We start from the raw sequence: 19,603 nt of genomic DNA, 5'->3' as shown, positions 1-19,603 counted from the left end.
AAGTTCCTCGAGCCGCCTGTGACTGCGCTACGGAATTGGATTCCCGCGCGGGAATGACGGTTTTTAGTGCGGTGGGAATTACGGTTTCAAGGCTAGCGACAGGTGCTATTCCCTACCTCATCGCCAAAATCCGGTCAAACGCATCGCACGCTCCCCTGCACGCATCGGCAATCTCCCCTTCGCTTTTCACCCCCTCGCGCAGCGCCAGCATGAAGCTGCGCCAGCGCGGACCCGGCCCCTCCGCGCCACTGCGCAGATAACGCAGCGGATGCGGCGCCAGCGGCCCCGCCAGGCGCTGATACAGCACCGCCCCGCCCAGTTGCGAACCCTCGATCACATACGTCACACCCCAGCGGTACGCCGCGCTTGCACCAATCGGCCACACCGTATCGTCCTCGGCCCGCGTATCCGCATGCACCCCATGCAGCGCCGGATCGGCCAGATCGGCGTCGATCAGCGCAACCCGCGCCACCGCCGGCAAGCCGGGCTCACCCTGCGGACCGTCGCTGTAATTCGCCAGCCAGGCTTCCAAGGGAGACAACCAGCGCCGCAACATGTGCAGATGGTCGCTGTAGTGCTGCAAGCCGGCGTCCGGCTGGGCCAGCGGCATGCCGGCGTCGAGCACGGCGTGGCGGTCGGCTGTGGCAATGCGCAGGGCGCTCAGCGCATCGGCCTGCGCACGGTTGGGATGTTGATTGATAGATAATTCCTGTTCTGTAAGGCATTCGCATCACAGTCTATCAGCCTTGTTGCTCCGCACGCCTCAAAACGATGAACTCAGCGTCAGCCTGAACGAGCGCGATTCGGTCGGGTGAAAATGGACGTCCTCGACCGGCTCGGCCTCCCCTTCCAGGCGCGATTCATAGAAATAGTCGATCGCCGAACTGCGCCGGTTGGCGAGATTGAAGCCTTCCAGTTCCAGCTTGAGACGCTTGCCCAGCTTGTAGCCGATGCGCCCGTTCAAGGTGGTCGTCGAACGCGAGCGCACGCCGTTGTCTTCGATCAGCGGACGCGGACCGAAATAGCGCAGCTGCAACGCCCCGAACCACGGACCGAGATTGTCGAGCGCCAGTGCCAGCGAGGCCACGCCTTCGACCGCGCCGGGAATGCGCCGTCCGGCCGCATCGGCATTGCGAAAGCGCGCGCGCGCGAACGCCACATCGGCATCGATGCTCATCCAGTCGTTGGGCTTGTAGTAATTGGAAAACTCGACGCCGCTGCGGCGGCTCGGCCGGCCCGCCTCGGTGGTCCCCGCGTCACCCACGAACACCAGTTCCGAATCGAAATCGAGCCGGTACAGCGACAGCGAACTTTGCAAGCCGGGCAGCGCTTCGCTGCGCAGGCCCACTTCATAGCCGCGCGCCTTGACCAGCGGCGTCACCCGGTCGGTCGGTTCGCCGCTTTTCGGGTCGGTGCGGATCGTCGTGCCGCGCGCATCGTTGCTGTGAAAGCCGGTGCCGGCGTTCAGGTACAGCTCGGTCTGGCGCCACGGGCCAAAAATCAGGCTCAGGGTGGGACTCGCGCGGTTGGCGCTGGCGCGGCCGCTGTTTTCAAGCAGGATGCTGTCGACATCGAAACGGTAGTGGTCGACGCGCACCCCGGCCACCGAGCGGACCATGGGCGTCCAGCGCGTGCTGTTGTCGTAAAACACGGCGGCGCTGGTTTCGACGATGTGATCCTCGCGCGTGGTGGTACGGCGCCGGCGCGCCACGGTGTCGTACAGGCCGTTGTGGATATTGTCGTTCTGGAACTGGAAGCCGACCCGGTGGCTGCCCCAGCGGTGCTCGGCGTTCACGGCGCTGGTGACGCGCCGGTCCGGCTGGCTGAACTGGTCGCCGTTGACCGGGTCGTCCAGAAAATAGGTGAAGTTCGAGTACAGCTCCAGCCGGTTCGCCACCACCGACGCATTCACCTTCGTCACGCCCGCCTGCGACGCGGCGTGCCAGCCGCCGGACAGGCTGTAGCGGCGCGCGCTGCCGCCGTCGCTGGCGTCGACCGTGTCGAAGCGGCCCAGGCGGCCATCGGCGAGCGCGCGCCGGGGAATCTGGTCGCTCGCGTTCCAGCGCGCCCGGTAGGCCATGGCCGTGAGGTTCAAGCCATTGGCCGCGTCGCCCTGGCTGAAGCGCAGCACGCCGTTGACCTTGTTGTAATCGTCGCCGCGAGTGAACGGCCCATCGTTATGGAACGATTCCAGCGCGTACAGCAGCTTACCCTTGCCGAGCGCCGGCGAATCGGCCAGCAGCGCGCGCCGGTAGCCGTTCTGGCCCAGGCCCAGGCTGGCGATGCCTTCCGGCAGGGTGTCGGCGTAACGTACCGCCAGCGCGCCGGCGGCGGCGAAGTCGCCTTCGTCGGCGTAGTACGGGCCCTTGCGGTATTCGAGGCGGTTGGCCAGTTCGGGAATCAGGAAGTTCAGGTCGGTCCAGCCCTGCCCGTGGGCGTGGCTGCGCTGGTTGACCAGCATGCCGTCCACCGTGGTGCGCAAGTCGGTGCCGTGGTCGAGGTTAAAGCCGCGCAGGTAAAACTGGTTGGCCTTGCCTTCGCCGCTGTGCTGGCTGACGATCAGCCCGGGGGTGGCTTCCAGCAGTTCGCCGGGACGGTACACCGAGCGCGCCGCCAGCTGCTGCTGGGTGACCAGGCCGGCATTGGCGGAATCGGCCACGCCGAGCTGGCTCACGCGCGAGGCGGCCACCACCACTTGCGGCAGCGGTTCGGCCGCCTCGTCGGCGTGGACCAGGGCCGAGGCGCCCAGCAGCAAGGCGCTCAAAGGATGGCGTACAAGTCGGTAATCGTGCATGGGCAGGCCTGTGATGAAATGGGAAAGCGATGAAAAAAACGGCGGTCTCATCCCTTATTCGGCCGCCGCATGATTTCGGATTCAACTTTGTGCCATGGCATCCGATCGATGCCGCATGATGTTCATGTGTTAACATCGCCGCTCACATCCACCCTTGTCAGCTGTCGGAAGAGTCTCCATGGCATATCGCTGTTTGTTAAGCACGCTCCCCTTTTGCCTTGCGCTTGCGTTCATGGGCAGCGCCGGTGCCGTCGAGCGCACCGAAACCGTCGAGTGCGAGCTGGCCGATGGCAGTGCCTACGTGCTCCAGGCGACACATCAGTGGACCCCGCTGGCGGTGTTCGCGCGCCATGCCAGCGCGCGCGAGGACCAGGACAGTTTCAAGGTGTCCTACCGCGCGCGCGGCAGCAGGGAACTGGTGGACACCGGCGCGGCACTGGCACATCAGCGCCTGGACCAACGCGCCAATATGGAAGTCCTGTGCGCCCGCCTGGGCATCTACGAAGGACAGCCGGGCACCGGTGCTTCCCTGCGCATGCCGGGAGAAAAACGCTTCTGGGTACCGGCGCCCACCGGCATGGGCGACCTCGACGAAGTGGTAAAGCAGCGCGTCGATGCGCAGTTAAAGCAGCGCGGCTTGCACGTGATGGATAAAAACAGCGCCATGGCCATGCGCAAGGGCAAGCTGGTGCAGGAACTGCCCTTGTACGCCACCAACGCGCCGGCCTGCGCCGAACGCAACGTTCAGCAGTGTCCGGTGAGCGCCGTGCTGCGCATGACGTCAAACGACCGGGGCGAAACCTGGCAGCCGGCCGGCATCGAAACCGCGCCCTATTTCTTCAAGACCGGCACGGCGCTCGCGCGCCAAGCCGGCGTGGCCCGCCCTTCCGCGCGCAGCCTGCGCAACTACCGTAACCGCGATGAGAACGGCGCCAAGCCGCTTGAGCAGCCATGCCAAAAGAAATGCACCGAATGAAAACCTCCCTTGTGACCGCGCTGGTGCTGGGCCTGCACGCCCAGTCCGGCTTTGCCCAGGACCGCCTGGAATGCGTGCTGCCCCAGGGCGGCCGCATCGTGATGGAGGGAGATTGCAAAGCGCTCTACGGCAATGACCCGAAAATTTGCGATACGCAGTACGCCACGCGCTACCTCGGGCCGGACGGGGCCGCGCCGGTCGAGCTGGGCATCACCTCGATGCGCCGCACCGGCGATTCCGGTACGCCGGCGCAAATGTGCGCCAATTTCTATGTCCGCGACGGCGCCGTGCACGCTGGCGGCGCCGAGTATGGGCAATATCGTACCGTCGCCAAGGGCCAGCTTGCGTCACTGGAAGCGAAACCGCGCTACGATAAAGAAGTGGAAAAGCAGGCCAACCGCGAATCGGCCCGGCGCGCACTGAGCCGTCCCGGCTATACGCGCATGGCGGTGCAGGGCACCACCTGGGTGGTCGAAGACGCGCTCACGCGCTGGCACTGGGGCCACTATGCCGATGCCGATTTTTACCGGCAGCCGCTGTCGCACGTGTCGCAAACGTTGTCCACCGACCAGGGCAAGAGCTGGAGCGCCCCGGTCATCACCAGCGCGTCCAGATTATTCGCCATCGGCACATCGGCGCAGGACCAGCCGGACGCCGCCAAACCCGGTGCCTCGACCATCGCCGCCAAACGCCAGGACCGGCGCGCGCTGCTGGCACAGGGCAAGCAACTGGTATTGCGTTGCCGCCTGCCCGATCAATCCGAATTTGTGCTCTCCGGCATGTTGCAGGATGACGAAGATGCGAACCGCCAGTCTGGCGGCGAAATGCAGCCCTTCGTGCCGCTCGCCTCGGTCAGCTATGTCGCCGCACCGGGCCGCGCCGCCATCAGCGTGGATCCGGACCTGGCCTTGCTCATGGGCCTGCCGACGGCCGCCGCGGGTCCCGCGCAGGATCAAGTCTGCAATGGCGCCGGCCTTGCCAACGGGCTTCCCTTCATCGGCATCACCATGCTCGACCAGGACGGCAAGCGCTTCACCCGATTCGACTATCCGGACAAGATCTGGTTTCCGGGCGACCCGCCGCGCCAGATCAGGGAGATGCTGATGCGTCAGGAACTGACTTATGGCATCAACGTTGCAGTCAGCCGCCGGGGCAAGCTGATCGGGCTGGAATACCCGCTCGTGTCGCAGACCTGCGCCAGTGGCGCCCGGGGCGACCAGGCCCCCGTCTGTCCGGTCGGCGGCGTGCTGCGCAGCGAATCGCATGACAACGGGGTCAGCTGGTCCGACCTGGCCTTCTCGAAAGCCTCCTGGATCTTCACGCAAGGCAAGGCGCTCGAGCAGCAGCCCGGCCGAGCCACGCTGCAACGCCGGTAAGCTTGTCCACCTCCATCACCTTTCCGGAAGCAACTCCATGGCTTATCGCTGTCTACTGCACACGCTCCCCTTCTGCCTTGCCGCCGCGTTCATGGGCACGGCCGGCGCCGTCGAGCTAACCGAAACCGTCGAATGCGAGCTGGCCGATGGCAGCGCTTTCATCCTCCAGGCAAAACATGACTGGGCGCAGCCGGGTGACTTCTCGAGCCGTCGTACCAACCGCGACGACCAGCAAGACTTCAAGGTGTATTACCGCGCGCGCGGCACCGGCAATCTGGTGTACACGGGCGCAAACCTGGAATATCTGAATTTGCAGCAACGGCCCAATCTGGAACTTCTGTGCTCCCGTCTGGGCAGCCCCCAGGGCCAGCCGGGTACCGGTCTGTCCCTGCGCATGCCGGGAGAAAAAAGCTTCTGGGTACCGGCGCGCACCGGCAAGAGCGACCTCGACAAGCAGGAGCAGTTGCGTATCGATGCACTGCTAACCCGGCGCGGCTTGCGCATGATGGGCAAAACCGGCGCCCTGGCCATCCGCCAGGGCAAGCTGGTGCAGGAGCTGCCCTTGTACGCGACCGACGTTCCCGCCTGCGCCGAAACCAATGCCCAGCAATGCCCGGTGAGTGCCGTGCTGCGCATGACCTCAAGCGACCGTGGCGACACCTGGCAACCGGCCAGTATCGAGGCCGCGCCCTACTTTTTCGAGACCGGCATGACGCTCGCGCGGCAAGCCGGCCTCGCCCACCCTTCCGCGCGCAGCCTGCGCAATTACCGCAACCGCGACGAGAGCGGCGCCACGCCGCTTGAGCAGCCATGCCTGAAAGAATGCACCGAATGAAAACCGCCCTCGTGACCATGCTGGTGCTGGGCCTGCATGCCCGGTCCGGCTTTGCCCGGGACACTCTGGAATGCGTGCTGCCCCAGGGTGGCCGTATTGTGATGGAGGCGCACTGCAAAGCGCCTGCCGGAGTCCGTCCGGCAGGCTGCGCTACCAGGTACGACACGCGCTACCTCGCACCGGGCGGCGCCGCACCGGTCGAGCTGGGCATCACATCGCTGGAACGCCCCGACGACGCGGCTACGCCAGCGGCAATGTGCGCCAGGTTTTATGTCAGGGGCGACACCGTCCATGCGCCCGCTTCCGGCAAGGGGCAGTACCGCAGCATCGCCAAGGGTCAGATCGCGTCGTTGAAAGCGCACCGCCCTCATGATGAAGAGGTCGAAACACAGGCCAATCGCGGCTCCTCCCGCGAAGCCCTGAACTATAGCGGCTACAGGCGCGTGGCGGTACTCGGCACCACGTGGGTGCTCGAAGAAGCGCTCACGCGCCGCTACCAGGGCCACTACGCGGATGCCGATGTGTACCGCGCGCCGCTGTCGCACGTATTGCAAATGCAATCGACCGACCAGGGGGGCAGATGGAGCGAGCCGGTCGTCACCAGCGCATCCAAATTGTTCACCATCGGCAAATCGGCGCTGGACCAGCCGGACGCCGCCAGGCCAGGCTTTGCACCCGATGAAGACAAACGCCGGGAGCGGCGCATTGTGCTGGCACAGGGCACGCCACTGGTGATACGTTGCCGCCTGCCCGATCAATCCGAATTTATTCTCTCCGGTAAGCAGCCGGATGACGAAGAGATCAAGCGCGAATGGCGCGACGAAAGGTCGATCTTCGTGCAACTGGTCTCGATTGCCTATGTAGCCGCACCCGGCCGCGCAGCCATCGACGTGGAACCCGAACTGTCGATGCTCACGTTCCTGGCGGACGTTCCGAGACCCAAGCGAGACGAGCACTGCGGCGGCGCCGGCATGGCCAATGGCGTTCCCTACATCGGCATCACCATGCTCGACCGGGACCGCAAGCGCTTCACGCGTTTTACGTATCCGGACAAGATCTGGTATCCGGAGGCGCTTCCGCGCGAGGTCAGCGCGTCGCTCAAGGCCCAGGATCTCACCTGGGGCAGGCAAGTCGAACCGCCTGCCGCGGTGACCCGGCGCAACAACGTGATGGCGCTGGAATACCCGGTCGTGCCCGAGGGTTGCGGCGGCGGCGACCCTCGCGGCGTCAGGCCGCCTGTCTGCACGGTCAGCGCCGTGCTGCGCAGCGAATCGCACGACAACGGCGTCAGCTGGTCCGACCTGGCCTTTTCCACCGCGTCCTGGATCTTCGCGCCAGGCAAGCCGGTCGACCAGCAGCCGGGCCGCGCCACACTCGCGAGCGAGTAAGCCTAGCGGCTCACGTGGTGATGCATGCGGCGCAGCCCCAGCCAGACAACGGCGAGCATCACCGGCATGGCGGCGCCGGTCACCATGTCCGGGTTGATCGGCACGCCGGCCGCCTTCATGGCCTTGCCCGCATACGCGATCAGCCCGATCGAATAGTAGGAAATGGCCACCACCGACAAGCCCTCGACCGCCTGCTGCAAGCGCAACTGCTGGGCCGCCCGGGCGTTGAGCGACTCCAGGATGCGCCGGTTCTGCCGCTCCTGCACGATGCCCACGCGCGTGCGCAGCAAGTCGTTGGTACGGCCGATGCGCTCGGCCAGCGCTTCCTGGCGCCGCACGGTCGATTCGCACGTGTTCATGGCCGGGGCCAGGCGCCGGTCCATGAATTCGCGAATGGTCGGCACGCCCGGAATGCGGGCTTCGCGCAACTCCTCGATGCGCGCCTGCACCAGCCGGTAATACGCTTTTGAGGCGGCGAAGCGGTAACTGTTTTCCAGCGCCAGCTTTTCCATGCGCGCCGCCAGCACCGTGATTTTATGCAGCAACTCGCGCTCGTCGTCGGGCGCATCGGAGGCGTCGGATACCGCGTGGGCGTCGCCGGCATCGGTCATGCCGGCCGACAAACGCGCCAGGTCCGCCTCGATGCCGTTGAGCACGGGCGCGGCCAGCTGCGCTTGCGGCAAGCCGAGCAGCGCCATCATGCGGTAGGTTTCGATTTCCAGCACCCGCTGCACCAGGCGCCCGGCCTGCTGGTACTGCATGCCCAGGTCCTGGATCACCACCCTGCCAAAACCGTCGGGCGCGATCGCGAAATCGGTCCAGACCTTGGCGAAATTCTGGCTGTCGCAGCCGACCAGCAGATTGCCGGCGAACACATGGCGCATTTCGGTCAGCGAGGCGCTGACCTGCTGCAAGGTCACGTGGGTGGCGGCCATCACCTTGCCTTCGAGGCTCAGCAGCCACTCATCGGGAACATGGCGCAGCGGCACCTGCTCGAACGCCTGCTCGGCCGCGACCGGCTCGGCCCGCTGCTCGGCGAACGTGTAGGTGGAAAACTCGGTGTGCGATTCCCATTGCAGGCGGAAATTGCCGAAATCGTGGAAGAAATAGCGCGCTTCCGGATGCGGCGGCGCCACCCCGAAGTGACGGCACAGGCCGGCAAGCAACAGGTTCTGGCATGCCAGCTGATGCGCATCGGCATCGCCCTCCTCGCGCGCATAGACCGCCAGATGGGTCAGCGTTTCGGGGCCGTTCAGGCGCAGCGACGGGCGCGAGTGGACTTCGGCCGCCAGCGGTATGCGCAGGGCGTGGTTGAAAGTGGCATGGGAAATCGACATCGGCAACTCGCTAAAATGAAAAATCAATCGCCGGCTGGGGCCGGGTAGCGCACGCTGAGCACTTCCAGCTCATCCGGGCCGAGCGGCGTCTGCAAGGTGATCAGATCGCCTTCCCTGGCCTTGGTCAGGGCGCGCGCCACCGGCGACACCCAGCTGATCTTGCCGTTCAGCGGATCGAGTTCATCGATGCCGACGATGGTGACGGTGTGCTCCTCGCCCGCGCTGTTGCAGTAGGTGACGGTGGCGCCGAAAAAAATCTGGTCGTTGCCATGCTGGACGCTGGGATCGACCACGGCGGCCGAATCCATGCGCTTGGTCAGGAAGCGGATGCGGCCGTCGATCTGGCGCAGGCGCCGCTTGCCGTAGATATAGTCGCCGTTTTCCGAGCGGTCGCCGTTCGAGGCCGCCCAGTGCACCACCTTGACCACCTCGGGCCGCTCGACATCGATCAGCTGCAGCAGCTCATCCTTGATGCGCTGGTAGCCGGCCGGCGTGATGTAATTCTTGGCGCCCACAGGAATGGCTTGCGCCAGCGCAATGGCTTCCTCGTCGTCGTTATCCGATTCTTTGACAAATGCTTTATTCATGCGTCTCATTGTAATGGCGCAGGCGCTTCCTGTCCGGGCGATACCCTATTTACGCGCTGTCAATGTTTTCACGTATCATGAAATCCAAAGGGAGGACCATGACACGACCCACGCGACGCCGTTATCGCCTGCTGGCACCGCTGGTGTACCTGGCGGCGCTGATCCTGCTGCTGGAAGAATGGCTGTGGGATACCGGCACCCGCATCGGCGCCGTCATTGCGCGCTGGCCGCCTGTGCGCCAGCTCGATGCGCGCATCCGGGCGCTGCCGCCCTATTGGGCGCTGTGCGCCTTCGCGCTGCCCGCCGTGCTGCTGTTTCCGGTGAAATTGCTGGCCCTGATCGCGATTGCCAACGGGCATGCGGTGACGGGGGTGGCGGTGATCGTGCTGGCCAAGATCGGCGGCGCGGCGGCGGTCACGCGCCTGTACTCGCTCACGCTGCCCAGCCTGTTGACCCTGGCATGGTTCGCACGCTGGCATGGCGCATTCATGGCGTTCAAGGACAAGTGGATCGGCGCGCTCAAGGGCACCCTCGCCTACCAGCGCAGCAGCCGCGCGGCGCTCGCCCTGCGCGACCGTCTGCGCCGGGCGTTCAAGGCGTTCCGGCGGCGCGCACCGGGCGGCCGCCACAGCATGCGCGCGACCCGCATCCTGCGCCGTTTCGTGGCCATGTGGCGCGCCCGGCGCCGTTGAGGCAAGGCCCCGCCGAAGTCAGCGCTGTTTAAAACCGGCTGAAGAAATCGCGCGCAGCAACTTCGCACGCGACGTTCGCCATGAAGCCATGATAATTGTCGACCGTCGTGGGATCGTCGCCGCTATCGATGACCGCTTGCCTGAATGCCGCAAACAGGTTCTTCGACCGTGCATAGGGATCATTGTCGGTGACAGGCGAATCGACATCGAGCAGCTGCGCCGCGGAGCCGTGGGCTTGGAAGTAGGCGTGCGTCAGGCGAGCGTGATCGAAACTGACTTCAGGATCGCCGTTGCCGCCGCACATCAGCATCGGGGCACTTGGCGCCCAGGTGCGCAAGTCGTTTTTCAACCATGCGGCGCGCATCGGATTGGCCGGCGCGCAGGCCAGCGGCGCCACCGCCGACGTCACCGGACAGGGATGGGCGGCGATATCGGCCAGCACGCGGCTCAGGTAGCTGGCGTTCATCAGGCTTTGGGCCGGCGTGCCGAAGTATGCCTTCTGCGCAGCAGTCAGTCCGGTGTAATGGGGCATGTCCTGACTCAGGAAATACTGTGGAAATTTGTTGTCGGCCACCAGCGTATCCAATGCCATGGTGGCCGGCAACAGGGTCTCCATCGCACCGGCGTAAGTGCCGGAATAGACGTCCGACGGTGACGTATACAGATTGCCGTACGCTTTCTGCCACGCGGTAATCTGCATCACGAGCTGGAGCTGGGTCGAGAGCGAAAAAGCGCGCAGGTCGTCGAGGGCGCCGCTGGTCCCCAGGACTTCGTAGTCCAGGCTCTCCGCGTAACTGCCGCTTTGCGGTGCCGACGCCGTCACCGTGATGCCCGCCGCCTGCATGGCGCGGTGCGTGGCCATCGCGACATAGCCGCCTTCCGAATAACCGGTGATGAAAAGCTTGCCGTTCTCGCCGGCCGGGTGCGGCAGCCCCGCAAGCGCCGTGCGCGCGGCACCGAGCGCGTCGATCATGTCTTTTGACTGCTGATCGGCGATATGGTGCGGGTGGTAGTTCAAACGCGAGGTGTCGTAACCGGCGTAATTGGGCGCGATGACAATATAACCCTGTGCGGCATACATGGCGGCCGGCGTGCCGATCCTGCCCGCTCCTTCATTCGTCGCATCGGTGATGTCGGCCATGTTCAGCTTGCGCTGGAACGAACTGCCATGCCCATACAACACGACCGGGCGCTTGCCGCCGCATGCCGGATCGGCGCCGGTCGGGACCAGCATGGCGGCGGAGGCTGTCGTCGGTTCGCCCGCCGCGCCGACCGTGTTGTACTCGACATGATGAAAGTCGATGCCGCACTTGGGTGCGCCGGCGACCAGCAGCAATTGGGTACCGAATTTATTCAGTTGCGTGGCGACCCCGGCCGCGTCCAGCGACAGCAGGCGCGTCGGGGAATGGCGCAGCAGCGCGCCGCGACCGGCCGATGTGTCGTCGGCCCGGTCCGGGCTGGCCGGCGAGCCGCCGCAGCCGCTCAGTAGAACGGCCAGCGCGGCGCCGAGGGTCAGGAATCGGGTAGATGGAATTGCGTTTGGCATGAGGCCTCCGGTGGATGATCACAATTGCTGGCCTGCCGATTAGCGGGCGGGAGCAGCATTGGCATTATGCAAACGCCAACCTTCGCTCTGGCCAAAGATGGCCTTTGGCTGGCGTTAAGAATCGGCTCGGTATAATCGCGCCATGCACCTACTCCTCATTGAAGATGACCTCGATTTCGGGCGCGCCTTGCAAGGCGCCCTGAGGACGGAAGGCATCAGCAGCGAATGGCTGCGCCGCGCCAGCGACGCACCGCAGGGTTTTCACGACACGGCATTTAACTGCGTGCTGCTCGACCTGTCGCTGCCCGACGGCTGCGGTTTCGACTTGCTGGCGCGCTGGCGGCGAGCCGCGAGCACGGTGCCTGTGATCGTGATGACGGCGCGCTCCGGGCTCCAGGACCGGCTCACTGGGCTGGACGGTGGCGCTGACGATTTCATCGTGAAGCCGTTCGCGACCGAGGAACTGATTTCGCGCATTCGCGCGGTATTGCGGCGTTATGCCCGCCAGGCCAGCGAGCAATGGGCTATCGGCGCGTTGACCATCGAACCGCGCCGTTATCTGGCGCGGCTCGGCGGTCAAGCACTCAATTTGTCGCCGCGTGAATTCCAGTTATTGCTGGAGCTGGCGCGTGAACCTGGTGCGGTTGTCGCCAAGGGCGCCCTGTCGCAACGACTCGATCCGCTCGGTGAACCAGTCGATTTCGCCACGATCGAAGTCCACATTTCCAATTTGCGCCGCAAAATCGGGGCCGAACGCATTCACACCGCGCGCGGCATCGGCTACGTGCTTGTGCCATGAGACCATGGCGGCGTCCGACGCTGGTGCGGCGCGTCATGGCCGCTCTCGGCATGGCGTTTCTTTTGGTGTGGTGCATGCTGCTCGGGTATGAATACATCCAGTTCCAGCAAGACGCGGACCAGAATTCAGGCGTGCAAAAAGTCGGAACGGCCTTGTATGCGGCGCTGGCTCGGCTGGAGCGGCCGGACCAGGTTCAAACGGCCGTCGCCACCACGGCGATCTGGCTCAATCAAGTGCGTCACGACGCGAACAAATTGCCAGACGATCTGGTGTTCGAGCTACGGGACCGCAAGGGCCACCTGGTCTATTCGTCGAACACGGCGGTCAGTCGCCCCCTTGCAGCGTTGGTGCCGGCAGCGGGCCAGGCCGGCGCCGCCGCTTACTGGATATACCAGCGTGACGCGGCCGACTGGTCGCTACGCATCGCCGAACCCAAGCCGCGACGTTCGGCCACCCTGGGCGGCCTGGGACGCGGCCTCATTCCCTATCTGCTCATTTCCCTGCCCTGCGTCGTGCTGCCCTTGTGGCTCGCCGTGCATCAGGGGTTGCGGCCGTTACGGCTGCTTGCCGAACGCATCGCTGCCCGCCAGCGTGACGACCTGTCGCCAATCGGGATGGATCCGAAATATAGGGAATTGAGGCCGCTGGTGGCGGCATTCGAAGAACTGCTTGCCAGGTTGCGCAGCAAAGCGCAGCGCGAACGCGCGTTCATCCAGGATGCGGCGCACGAATTGCGTACCCCGATGGCGGTGATATCGACGCAAGCGCATGTCATTGCGCGGGCGGCAAATCCAGCCGAACGCCAGCGAGCGCAAGACAATCTCAATCTGGCCATTGCGCGCGCATCGCACCTGACCCGGCAGTTGCTTGAGCTTGCAACGCTGGATGACATGGAGCCTGGCAAATGCGAAACCGTCGATGCCGCGGACGTCGTGCGTCAATTATTGGCGCAACAAATGCCCAATGTGCTGGCACGCCGCATGGATCTGTCGCTCGATGCCCCCGACACATTGAACTGGTCTGTGGAAGTCGCCGCTTTTCAATCGATCGTCACCAACTTGCTCGACAACAGCCTGCGCTATGTCCCGGTGGGCGGCTGCGTACTCGTGCGCTTGCGTAACGAAGACACGGCCTTGATATTGTCGTTTTCCGACGACGGCCCCGGCATTCCGGAAGATCAGCGCGAGCACATCTTCGAGCGCTTTTACCGGGGACGCGGACACGATACCCCCGGTTCGGGGCTGGGCCTGGCGATCGTCAGGCAAGCCGCCGCGCGAGCGGGCGGCAGCGTGCGGATGATCCCTGGCCTGCGTGGGATGGGATGCGGTTTCGAGGTGCGCCTGCGGTCATTTCGGCAGGCCGTGACGTAACCCGCACTTTCACAGATTTTCTCCCTGTGCACAGACTTTGCTGGCGGCCGCGTGGGCGCCTGCTGGTGATCGGCGCGGCGCGCAGGAAAGCGCGCAAGGCCTGATGCAGGACTTGCCGAAGCACGCGGCAGGCCTGCCTCAAGGCGTGGCCGGCTCCACCACGCCCAGGATCGGTCCCAGCGGCGGGCCGAAGTCGGCGCGCCCCAGTTCGGTCGAGAACAGGCTCGAGATCGAGCCGTCCAGGTACAGGGCGTTCTTGCAATGGAGCGTATCGCGGAAGTAGGTGGCGAATTCGTGCAAGGTGACCGGCACGTTGCTGATCACAAAAATCGCCTTGCCATCGAGTACGCCGACGCCGTTGCGCACGTGGCGCGAGCGTGAGTCCGCCTCGAAGCGCGAATGAATCCTGCCGTCGATCACCAGCATCGGACCGGACTGGGTCGCCAGGCGCACCTGCGCGGCCTGCGCCGCGTAGGCCGTCGATTCGAGCACCTGGGGCCCGGTTTTGGTCAAAAAGAAAACGCCATTCGGCTTGAGGAAAAAATTGCCCTTGCCATCGGCCAGGTTCAGCGGCGCCAGTTCCTTGCCATTTTCCACATGCAAGCCCACCGGCGCGAAACCGGGATGGTACATGCCGGCGTTGACGGCAAATACCAGCCGCTGCTGGCGCTCCCGCAGCCAATCCTGCAGGCGGCCGAAGCCCTTGAAAGGCTGGCCGGTCTCGTCATTAAGAAACAGGCGCAGGTCCTGGCGCGCCGGATCGACCGTCACCACCGTGAAACGGGTATCGGCCGCCTGGCACAGCTGGGCAGACAGACATACAAGCAGGGAGAACAGGAGCTTTTTCATCGCTCCAGTGTACGGCAATTCTCCCCGGCCGACGCCGCCGCTTAGAACAGCATCGGCGAGCCGTCGGCCAGCGCGCTGCCGGCCAGCAGCGTTTGCATGCCGCTGCCGAAGGTCGCGCTGCCGATGATGGTCAGCCCGGCGTTCATGCCCACCGCCGACAGATCGCCGTCCACCGCATAGTGGTAAGCGAGGTCGCCGCCGATGGCCGCGCTATCGCTGCCGCCGCGCGAAAACGCCGCCAGCGAGGCCGCCATGCTCCAGCTGGTCAACGCCGGGTTGGCGATGCGCGCCTGGTTGAACTGAGCGACCAGACCGGCAAAGTCGAACAGCTCGACCTTGTTGTCGTTGATCGCGCTGGCCGAACCGGGCACGTAATCAGCGCCGCCGGCGGTCACCACCTGCAAGGTCGACACGCTGCCGCCGCTGGAACCGTACCAGTTCGTGAAGGTGATCTGGTCGCTCGCGCCCATCGTCAGCACCAGCGCGGCACCCACCTTTTTCAGGGCCAGGTCGGCATACACGATGCCATGGCCGAGCGAGAGCGTGTCGTCGTTGCCGCCGAACGCCAGCACCTGGTCCTGCCCATCGCCCCTGTTAAAGGCGAGCAGGTCCACCCCGGTCTGGACGTCGACGCTGTCGTTGCCCGCGCCGCCGATGAACAGTTCCCTGGCGACGCCGCCCGACAGGGAGTCGTTGCCCGCACCGGCATGGAACACGTTCGACTCTTTCGACGTGTCGTTGAGCCGGTCGTTGCCTGCGCCGCCCAGCATGATGTCGTAGCCCAGGTTGCCGCCCAAGGTGTTGTCCGCGCCATTTCCCTTGACCAGGTTGTTGGTCGGATTGCCCATGCCGTTGATGGCCTGGGTGCCCGTCAGGGTCAGCACTTCCACGTTTTGCGCCAGCGTCTTGGTAACCGAACTGAACAACTGATCGAAACCATTGCCAGCCCACTCGGTAATGATGTCGTCCACGTGATCGGCGTAATACGTATCGTTGCCGTTGTTGCCGGCCAGGGTGTCGGCACCCGCACCACCGTCGAGCACGTTTGCGAGGTAATTGCCGGTGATCGCGTTGTTCAGCGCGTTACCGCTGCCGTTGACCGCGGCGGCGCCGGTCAGGGTCAGGTGTTCCACGTTGGCCGGCAGCACGTAGCTCAGGCCGGTACTCACGCTATCGGTACCCTCGCCCGCCGCTTCGGTCACCACATCGCCGGCCTGGCCAACCATGTAGGTATCGTTGCCTTTGCCGCCAGCCATGCTGTCGGCGCCATAGCCGCCGTCGAGACGGTCGTTGCCGCCCAGGCCGAACAGGGTGTCGTTGTTCGCCTTGCCGGTGAGGATATCGTCGCCGGCCGTGCCGGTCAGCGTCACGCTCGGAGTCTGCGTGATGGTCAGCGCCAGGGTCGCCGTCGCCGCCAGGCCGCCGGCGTCGGTGTAGCGCACGATGACGTTGCTGCTGCCGGCGTCGCTGGACGCCGGGGTGCCGCTGAAGGTGCGCGTTGTCGCATTGAACGACAGCCACGCCGGCAACGCGCCGGCGCTGTAGCTGCCGGTATCGCCCAGGTCCGGATCGGTAAAGGTCGCCGCCGGCACGCTGTAGCTGAAGGCCACGCCGTCGGCCAGCGTCTTGGGCGCGAGTGGCGCCGCCAGCACCGGCGCGCGGTTGGTATTGGCGACGGTAATGTTGAACAGGCTCGATGCCGTCAGGCCGCCCTTGTCGGTCGCGGTGGCCTTGAGCGCATAGCTGCCGCTATCGTTGTAGCCGGCCGTGCCGTTGATGGTGGCCGTCGCCGGGCTGTACGACATCCACGCCGGCAGCGCGCTGCCGTCGGCGCGGGTCACCACGACGTTGAGCACATCGTTCGGATTGGCGTCCTGGAAAACCGGTGCGGACACCGAGAATGCCTTGCCTTCGGCTACGCTGCCGCCATTGGCCGGCGCGGAGACGGTCGGCGCCACATTGACGTCGGTCACCGTCAGGCGCAACACGTCGCTGGCCGCCATGGCGCCCTGGTCGGTAGCGCTCACGGTGATGTCGAGCACGGCGCTGTCGGCGTGGCCGGGCGTGCCGCTGAAGGTGGCGCTGGCGGCGTCGAACTTGAGCCATGACGGCAGCGCCGCGCCGCTGGCCAGCTTGGCCGTGAGCGTGAGCGCATCACCCTGGTCCGGGTCGCTGAAGCTGCCCGCTGGAATGGTGAGTGCGAAGGCCGTGGCGGCGCTCGCGGCCGCATCAGGAAGCGCCTTGGCCAGCACGGGGGCGCGGTTGACGTCGCTCACGATCACGTCAAACGTGCTGACGGCGGACAGGCCACCCTGGTCGGTTGCCGTGACCCGGATACCGTAGGTGCCGGCCTTGTCGTAACCGGCGCTGCCCGTCAGGCCGTACTGGGCGACATCGTGCGCCATCCATGTCGGCAGAGGGCTGCCGTCCGCGCTGCTCAGTACAATGCTGAGCACGTCACCCGGGTTGGCATCCTTGAAGTCCGGCAGGCGCTGGTAAAAACCCTCCCCTTCCTTGAGCGTGACATTGCCGCCCGACCAGACTAGCGTCGGGGACACGTTGGCGGCGGCGACCGTCATCCTGAAGGTGTCGGTGGCCGAGCGCGCCGTTTTATCGGTGGCGGTGACGAGCACCTCGAAGCTGCCCACGTCGGTGTTGCCCGGCGTGCCGACGAAGATGGCGTTGACTGCGTCGAAATACAACCAGGACGGGAAGGCGCCGCCGGCAGCGGGCGCGGCCTTGTAGGTGAGCACGTCACCCGCATCGACATCGGTAAAGATGCCTGGTTTGATCTGCAGCGTGAACGGGCTGCCGACGCGCACATCGGCATCGTTCAGCGGGGTCTGCAGCACTGGCGCGTGCCCGTTCAGCTGGCCGATGGTGGTGGAGGTGCCGTCGGCAAAGTCGATGCGGTCGAAACCCACGCCGCGATTGAACAGCTTGATCTGGCCGGTCGCGCCGTAATAGATGTGCTGTTCGGTGTCCGCCTTGACAAAGCGCAGGTCGGTGGCCGTGATGCCGGCACCGAACTGCAACACATTGCCCGGCCCGCCGTTATAGGACATTTCGTCGACCAACGCCACGCCATCGCCGAGGTTGAAGACATACGTATCCTCGCCGGCGCCGCCGACCAGGAAATCGTTGCCCGCACCGGCGCGCAGAAGATCGTTGCCGATGCCGCCGAACAGCATGTCGTCGCCCGCGCCGCCGTCGAGGCTATCGTTGCCGTCGCCGCCGTCGAGATGATCGTTGCCGTCGCGCCCGTACAGCAGGTCGTCGCCGCTCCAGCCGTTGAGCATGTCGTGGCCACCCTTGCCGTCGATCCGGTCATTGCGCTCGGGGTAGCCCTCCAGCACATTATTGCCCTCGTCGCCGGTCTGGGTCAGGCTCATCTCGATCAGCCTGGCACTGTCCCAGCGGGTGCCGTCGGCGAACTGCAACTGCGCCGGCAAGCGCCACTGGGCCGGTCCGGCCGGCAGGGGTTCGGGAACGAAGTCCATTTGCAGCGTCGCGTTGCTGCCGGCGATGCGCAGCAGCACCTGATGCGAGCCTTGGGCCGCCAGGCTGACATCGGACGGGCGCACATCGGCCCCCATCACGACCGTGTTGCGGGTATCGTTGAGCGGGCCGGACAGCAGTACCGTCTGGCCATTCTCGCGCCCGAACAGAATCATGTTGTTGCCCGCACCCGGTTCGAGGTGGTCGAAGCCGGCGCCCGGAATCAGGGTGTCGTCGCCATTGCCGCCGCTCAGGAAGTCATTGCCATTTCCGCCGATCAAGACATCGCCCCCATCCATGCCCGACAGGTGGTCGTCGCCCTCGCCGCCGGACAGCATATCGCTCTCCCAGCTGCCGTACAGCGTGTCCGGGGCGCTGCTGCCGACCACGTCGGGCATCATGGGGCGCATGCTGGCCAGCTCCATATCGTTGGAATTCCAGACGGTGCCGTCGGCAAAGGTAATGCTGGTGATGCCGCGGTGCGAGAAAAAGTCGGCCACAGTCAGGCTGTCCCCGCCGCCCCTGAGGGTGATCAGCAAATCGTTACCCATGCCTTGCGCGGAACGCACCAGCGCAATGCCGCCCGGCAGTACGTCGGCCAGCACGATGTTGTGGTGGGTCTGCTCCCAGCTCTGTGGCGACGCCAATTGCAGGCGATCCTCACCCCAGCCGCGACTGAACAGATAGGTATTGTTGCCGGCGCCTCCATCCAGGCTATCGTTGCCGCTGCCGCCGTCGAGCACATCGTCGCTCGGACCCGCCTGTATCAGGTCGTTGCCGGAGCCGCCCAGCAGCACCGTCCCATTCGGGCCGCCGACATTGGTCAGGACATCGTCGCCCGCGCCGCCAGCCATGTAGGCGGCGTGGCCGTCCACCGTGTCGTTGCCGGCGCCGGCGTCCACATTGCCGTAAGCGTAAAAACGGTCGTCCAGCTCGCCCAGGGTTGTCAGCGGCGTGGTGTCGAGCGCCAGCCGGGTCAGGATGGTGTCGCGGTTCCACTGCATGCCGTCGGCGAATACGATCTGCTCGATGGCGCCCTGCTGCATCGGCACGCCGTCAATGTTCTGGGGGCGGTCGAAGAAGCGCTCGACCAGGATGCGGTCCATGGTGCCGCGCAGTTCGATGTACAGGTTGGGGCCGAGGCGCTGCAGATAGATGTCGGCCGGCGCGATGCCGGCGCCGAACACGAGGCGGTCGTGCATGCCGGGCCCGGTGCCGAATGCGCGCAGGGTGTCCTGGTCGTCGCCCCGGTTGAACACGACCGTATCGCTGCCCGGGCCACCGTCGATGGTGTCGTCGCCGGTGCCGCCGATCAGGGTATCGTTGCCATCGACGCCATGCAGCATGTCAGCGCCTCCCTTGCCCTCCATGAGATCGTCACCCCAGGTACCAGGCAGGAAATTATTGCCACTATCGCCGACGATGGAATTTGCCATGAATTTAATCCTGTAAATTTTGTAAATACATTGTTTTATAGAAATTCTTACTAATCGTCAAGATTAATTCTTACATTGGTTGTAAAAAGGTTTAGCTAGCTTGTCAGCAATGAAACGAGC

The 19,603-nt window shown here is 65.1% G+C and carries 14 protein-coding genes; 7 read left to right on the top strand and 7 right to left on the bottom strand.

Annotated elements, in window-relative coordinates:
• Positions 1-112: 112 nt before the first annotated feature.
• Positions 113-655: a biliverdin-producing heme oxygenase gene (locus CR152_RS15040; RefSeq protein ID WP_370663858.1), complete on the bottom strand. Its 543-nt coding sequence runs from the start codon at positions 653-655 to the stop codon at positions 113-115.
• Between the two features lie 108 nt (positions 656-763).
• Positions 764-2,794 (bottom strand): TonB-dependent receptor, encoded by a 2,031-nt coding sequence (locus tag CR152_RS15035; RefSeq protein ID WP_099882347.1) that lies wholly within the window; start codon positions 2,792-2,794, stop codon positions 764-766.
• 178 nt (positions 2,795-2,972) lie between these two features.
• Between CR152_RS15035 and CR152_RS15030 the strand changes: the two genes are divergently transcribed.
• The 4 genes from CR152_RS15030 to CR152_RS32930 are packed head-to-tail and all read left to right on the top strand — an operon-like array spanning position 2,973 to position 7,369.
• A complete protein-coding gene (locus CR152_RS15030) occupies positions 2,973-3,770 on the top strand; it encodes a hypothetical protein (RefSeq protein WP_157778496.1) in 798 nt (265 codons plus the stop codon).
• Positions 3,767-5,146 carry a hypothetical protein gene (locus CR152_RS15025; protein WP_099875654.1) on the top strand — a complete coding sequence of 460 codons (1,380 nt, stop codon included), beginning with the start codon at positions 3,767-3,769 and terminating at the stop codon, positions 5,144-5,146. Before CR152_RS15030 ends, CR152_RS15025 begins: the two co-directional genes overlap by 4 nt.
• Positions 5,147-5,183: 37 nt before the next feature.
• Positions 5,184-5,981 (top strand): hypothetical protein, encoded by a 798-nt coding sequence (locus tag CR152_RS15020; protein ID WP_157778495.1) that lies wholly within the window; start codon positions 5,184-5,186, stop codon positions 5,979-5,981.
• The gene (locus tag CR152_RS32930) at positions 5,978-7,369 is read left to right on the top strand and encodes a hypothetical protein (protein ID WP_157778494.1); all 1,392 of its coding nucleotides are present in this window, start codon (positions 5,978-5,980) and stop codon (positions 7,367-7,369) included. The genes CR152_RS15020 and CR152_RS32930 overlap by 4 nt, the downstream gene beginning before the upstream one ends.
• A 2-nt stretch (positions 7,370-7,371) precedes the next feature.
• On the opposite strand, the gene CR152_RS15005 is transcribed toward CR152_RS32930, so the two are convergent.
• Positions 7,372-8,706 (bottom strand): DUF3422 family protein, encoded by a 1,335-nt coding sequence (locus tag CR152_RS15005; protein WP_099875648.1) that lies wholly within the window; start codon positions 8,704-8,706, stop codon positions 7,372-7,374.
• A gap of 23 nt (positions 8,707-8,729) precedes the next feature.
• The gene (gene greB, locus CR152_RS15000) at positions 8,730-9,293 is read right to left on the bottom strand and encodes a transcription elongation factor GreB (RefSeq protein WP_099875646.1); all 564 of its coding nucleotides are present in this window, start codon (positions 9,291-9,293) and stop codon (positions 8,730-8,732) included.
• 98 nt (positions 9,294-9,391) lie between these two features.
• Here greB and CR152_RS14995 point away from each other — a divergent pair, with 98 nt between their 5' ends.
• Positions 9,392-9,985, top strand: coding sequence for a hypothetical protein (locus CR152_RS14995; protein ID WP_099875644.1), 594 nt, complete (start codon positions 9,392-9,394; stop codon positions 9,983-9,985).
• Between the two features lie 28 nt (positions 9,986-10,013).
• On the opposite strand, the gene CR152_RS14990 is transcribed toward CR152_RS14995, so the two are convergent.
• Positions 10,014-11,531 carry an alpha/beta hydrolase family protein gene (locus CR152_RS14990; protein ID WP_099875642.1) on the bottom strand — a complete coding sequence of 506 codons (1,518 nt, stop codon included), beginning with the start codon at positions 11,529-11,531 and terminating at the stop codon, positions 10,014-10,016.
• 142 nt (positions 11,532-11,673) lie between these two features.
• Between CR152_RS14990 and CR152_RS14985 the strand changes: the two genes are divergently transcribed.
• The gene (locus tag CR152_RS14985; protein ID WP_099875640.1) at positions 11,674-12,330 is read left to right on the top strand and encodes a response regulator; all 657 of its coding nucleotides are present in this window, start codon (positions 11,674-11,676) and stop codon (positions 12,328-12,330) included.
• 35 nt (positions 12,331-12,365) lie between these two features.
• Positions 12,366-13,700, top strand: coding sequence for an ATP-binding protein (locus CR152_RS14980; RefSeq protein WP_167399897.1), 1,335 nt, complete (start codon positions 12,366-12,368; stop codon positions 13,698-13,700).
• A gap of 138 nt (positions 13,701-13,838) precedes the next feature.
• Here CR152_RS14980 and CR152_RS14975 read toward each other — a convergent pair whose 3' ends face one another.
• The gene (locus CR152_RS14975) at positions 13,839-14,549 is read right to left on the bottom strand and encodes a phosphodiester glycosidase family protein (RefSeq protein ID WP_099875637.1); all 711 of its coding nucleotides are present in this window, start codon (positions 14,547-14,549) and stop codon (positions 13,839-13,841) included.
• Between the two features lie 41 nt (positions 14,550-14,590).
• Positions 14,591-19,483, bottom strand: a complete 4,893-nt coding sequence (locus CR152_RS14970) for a putative Ig domain-containing protein (protein WP_099875635.1) — start codon at positions 19,481-19,483, stop codon at positions 14,591-14,593.
• Positions 19,484-19,603: the final 120 nt, after the last annotated feature.

Origin of the sequence: Massilia violaceinigra (genome assembly GCF_002752675.1) — a bacterium.
Lineage (GTDB): Bacteria > Pseudomonadota > Gammaproteobacteria > Burkholderiales > Burkholderiaceae_D > Telluria_A > Telluria_A violaceinigra.
The sequence above is the reverse complement of the archived record's forward strand: the minus strand, read 5'-3'. Positions and strand labels throughout refer to the sequence as shown.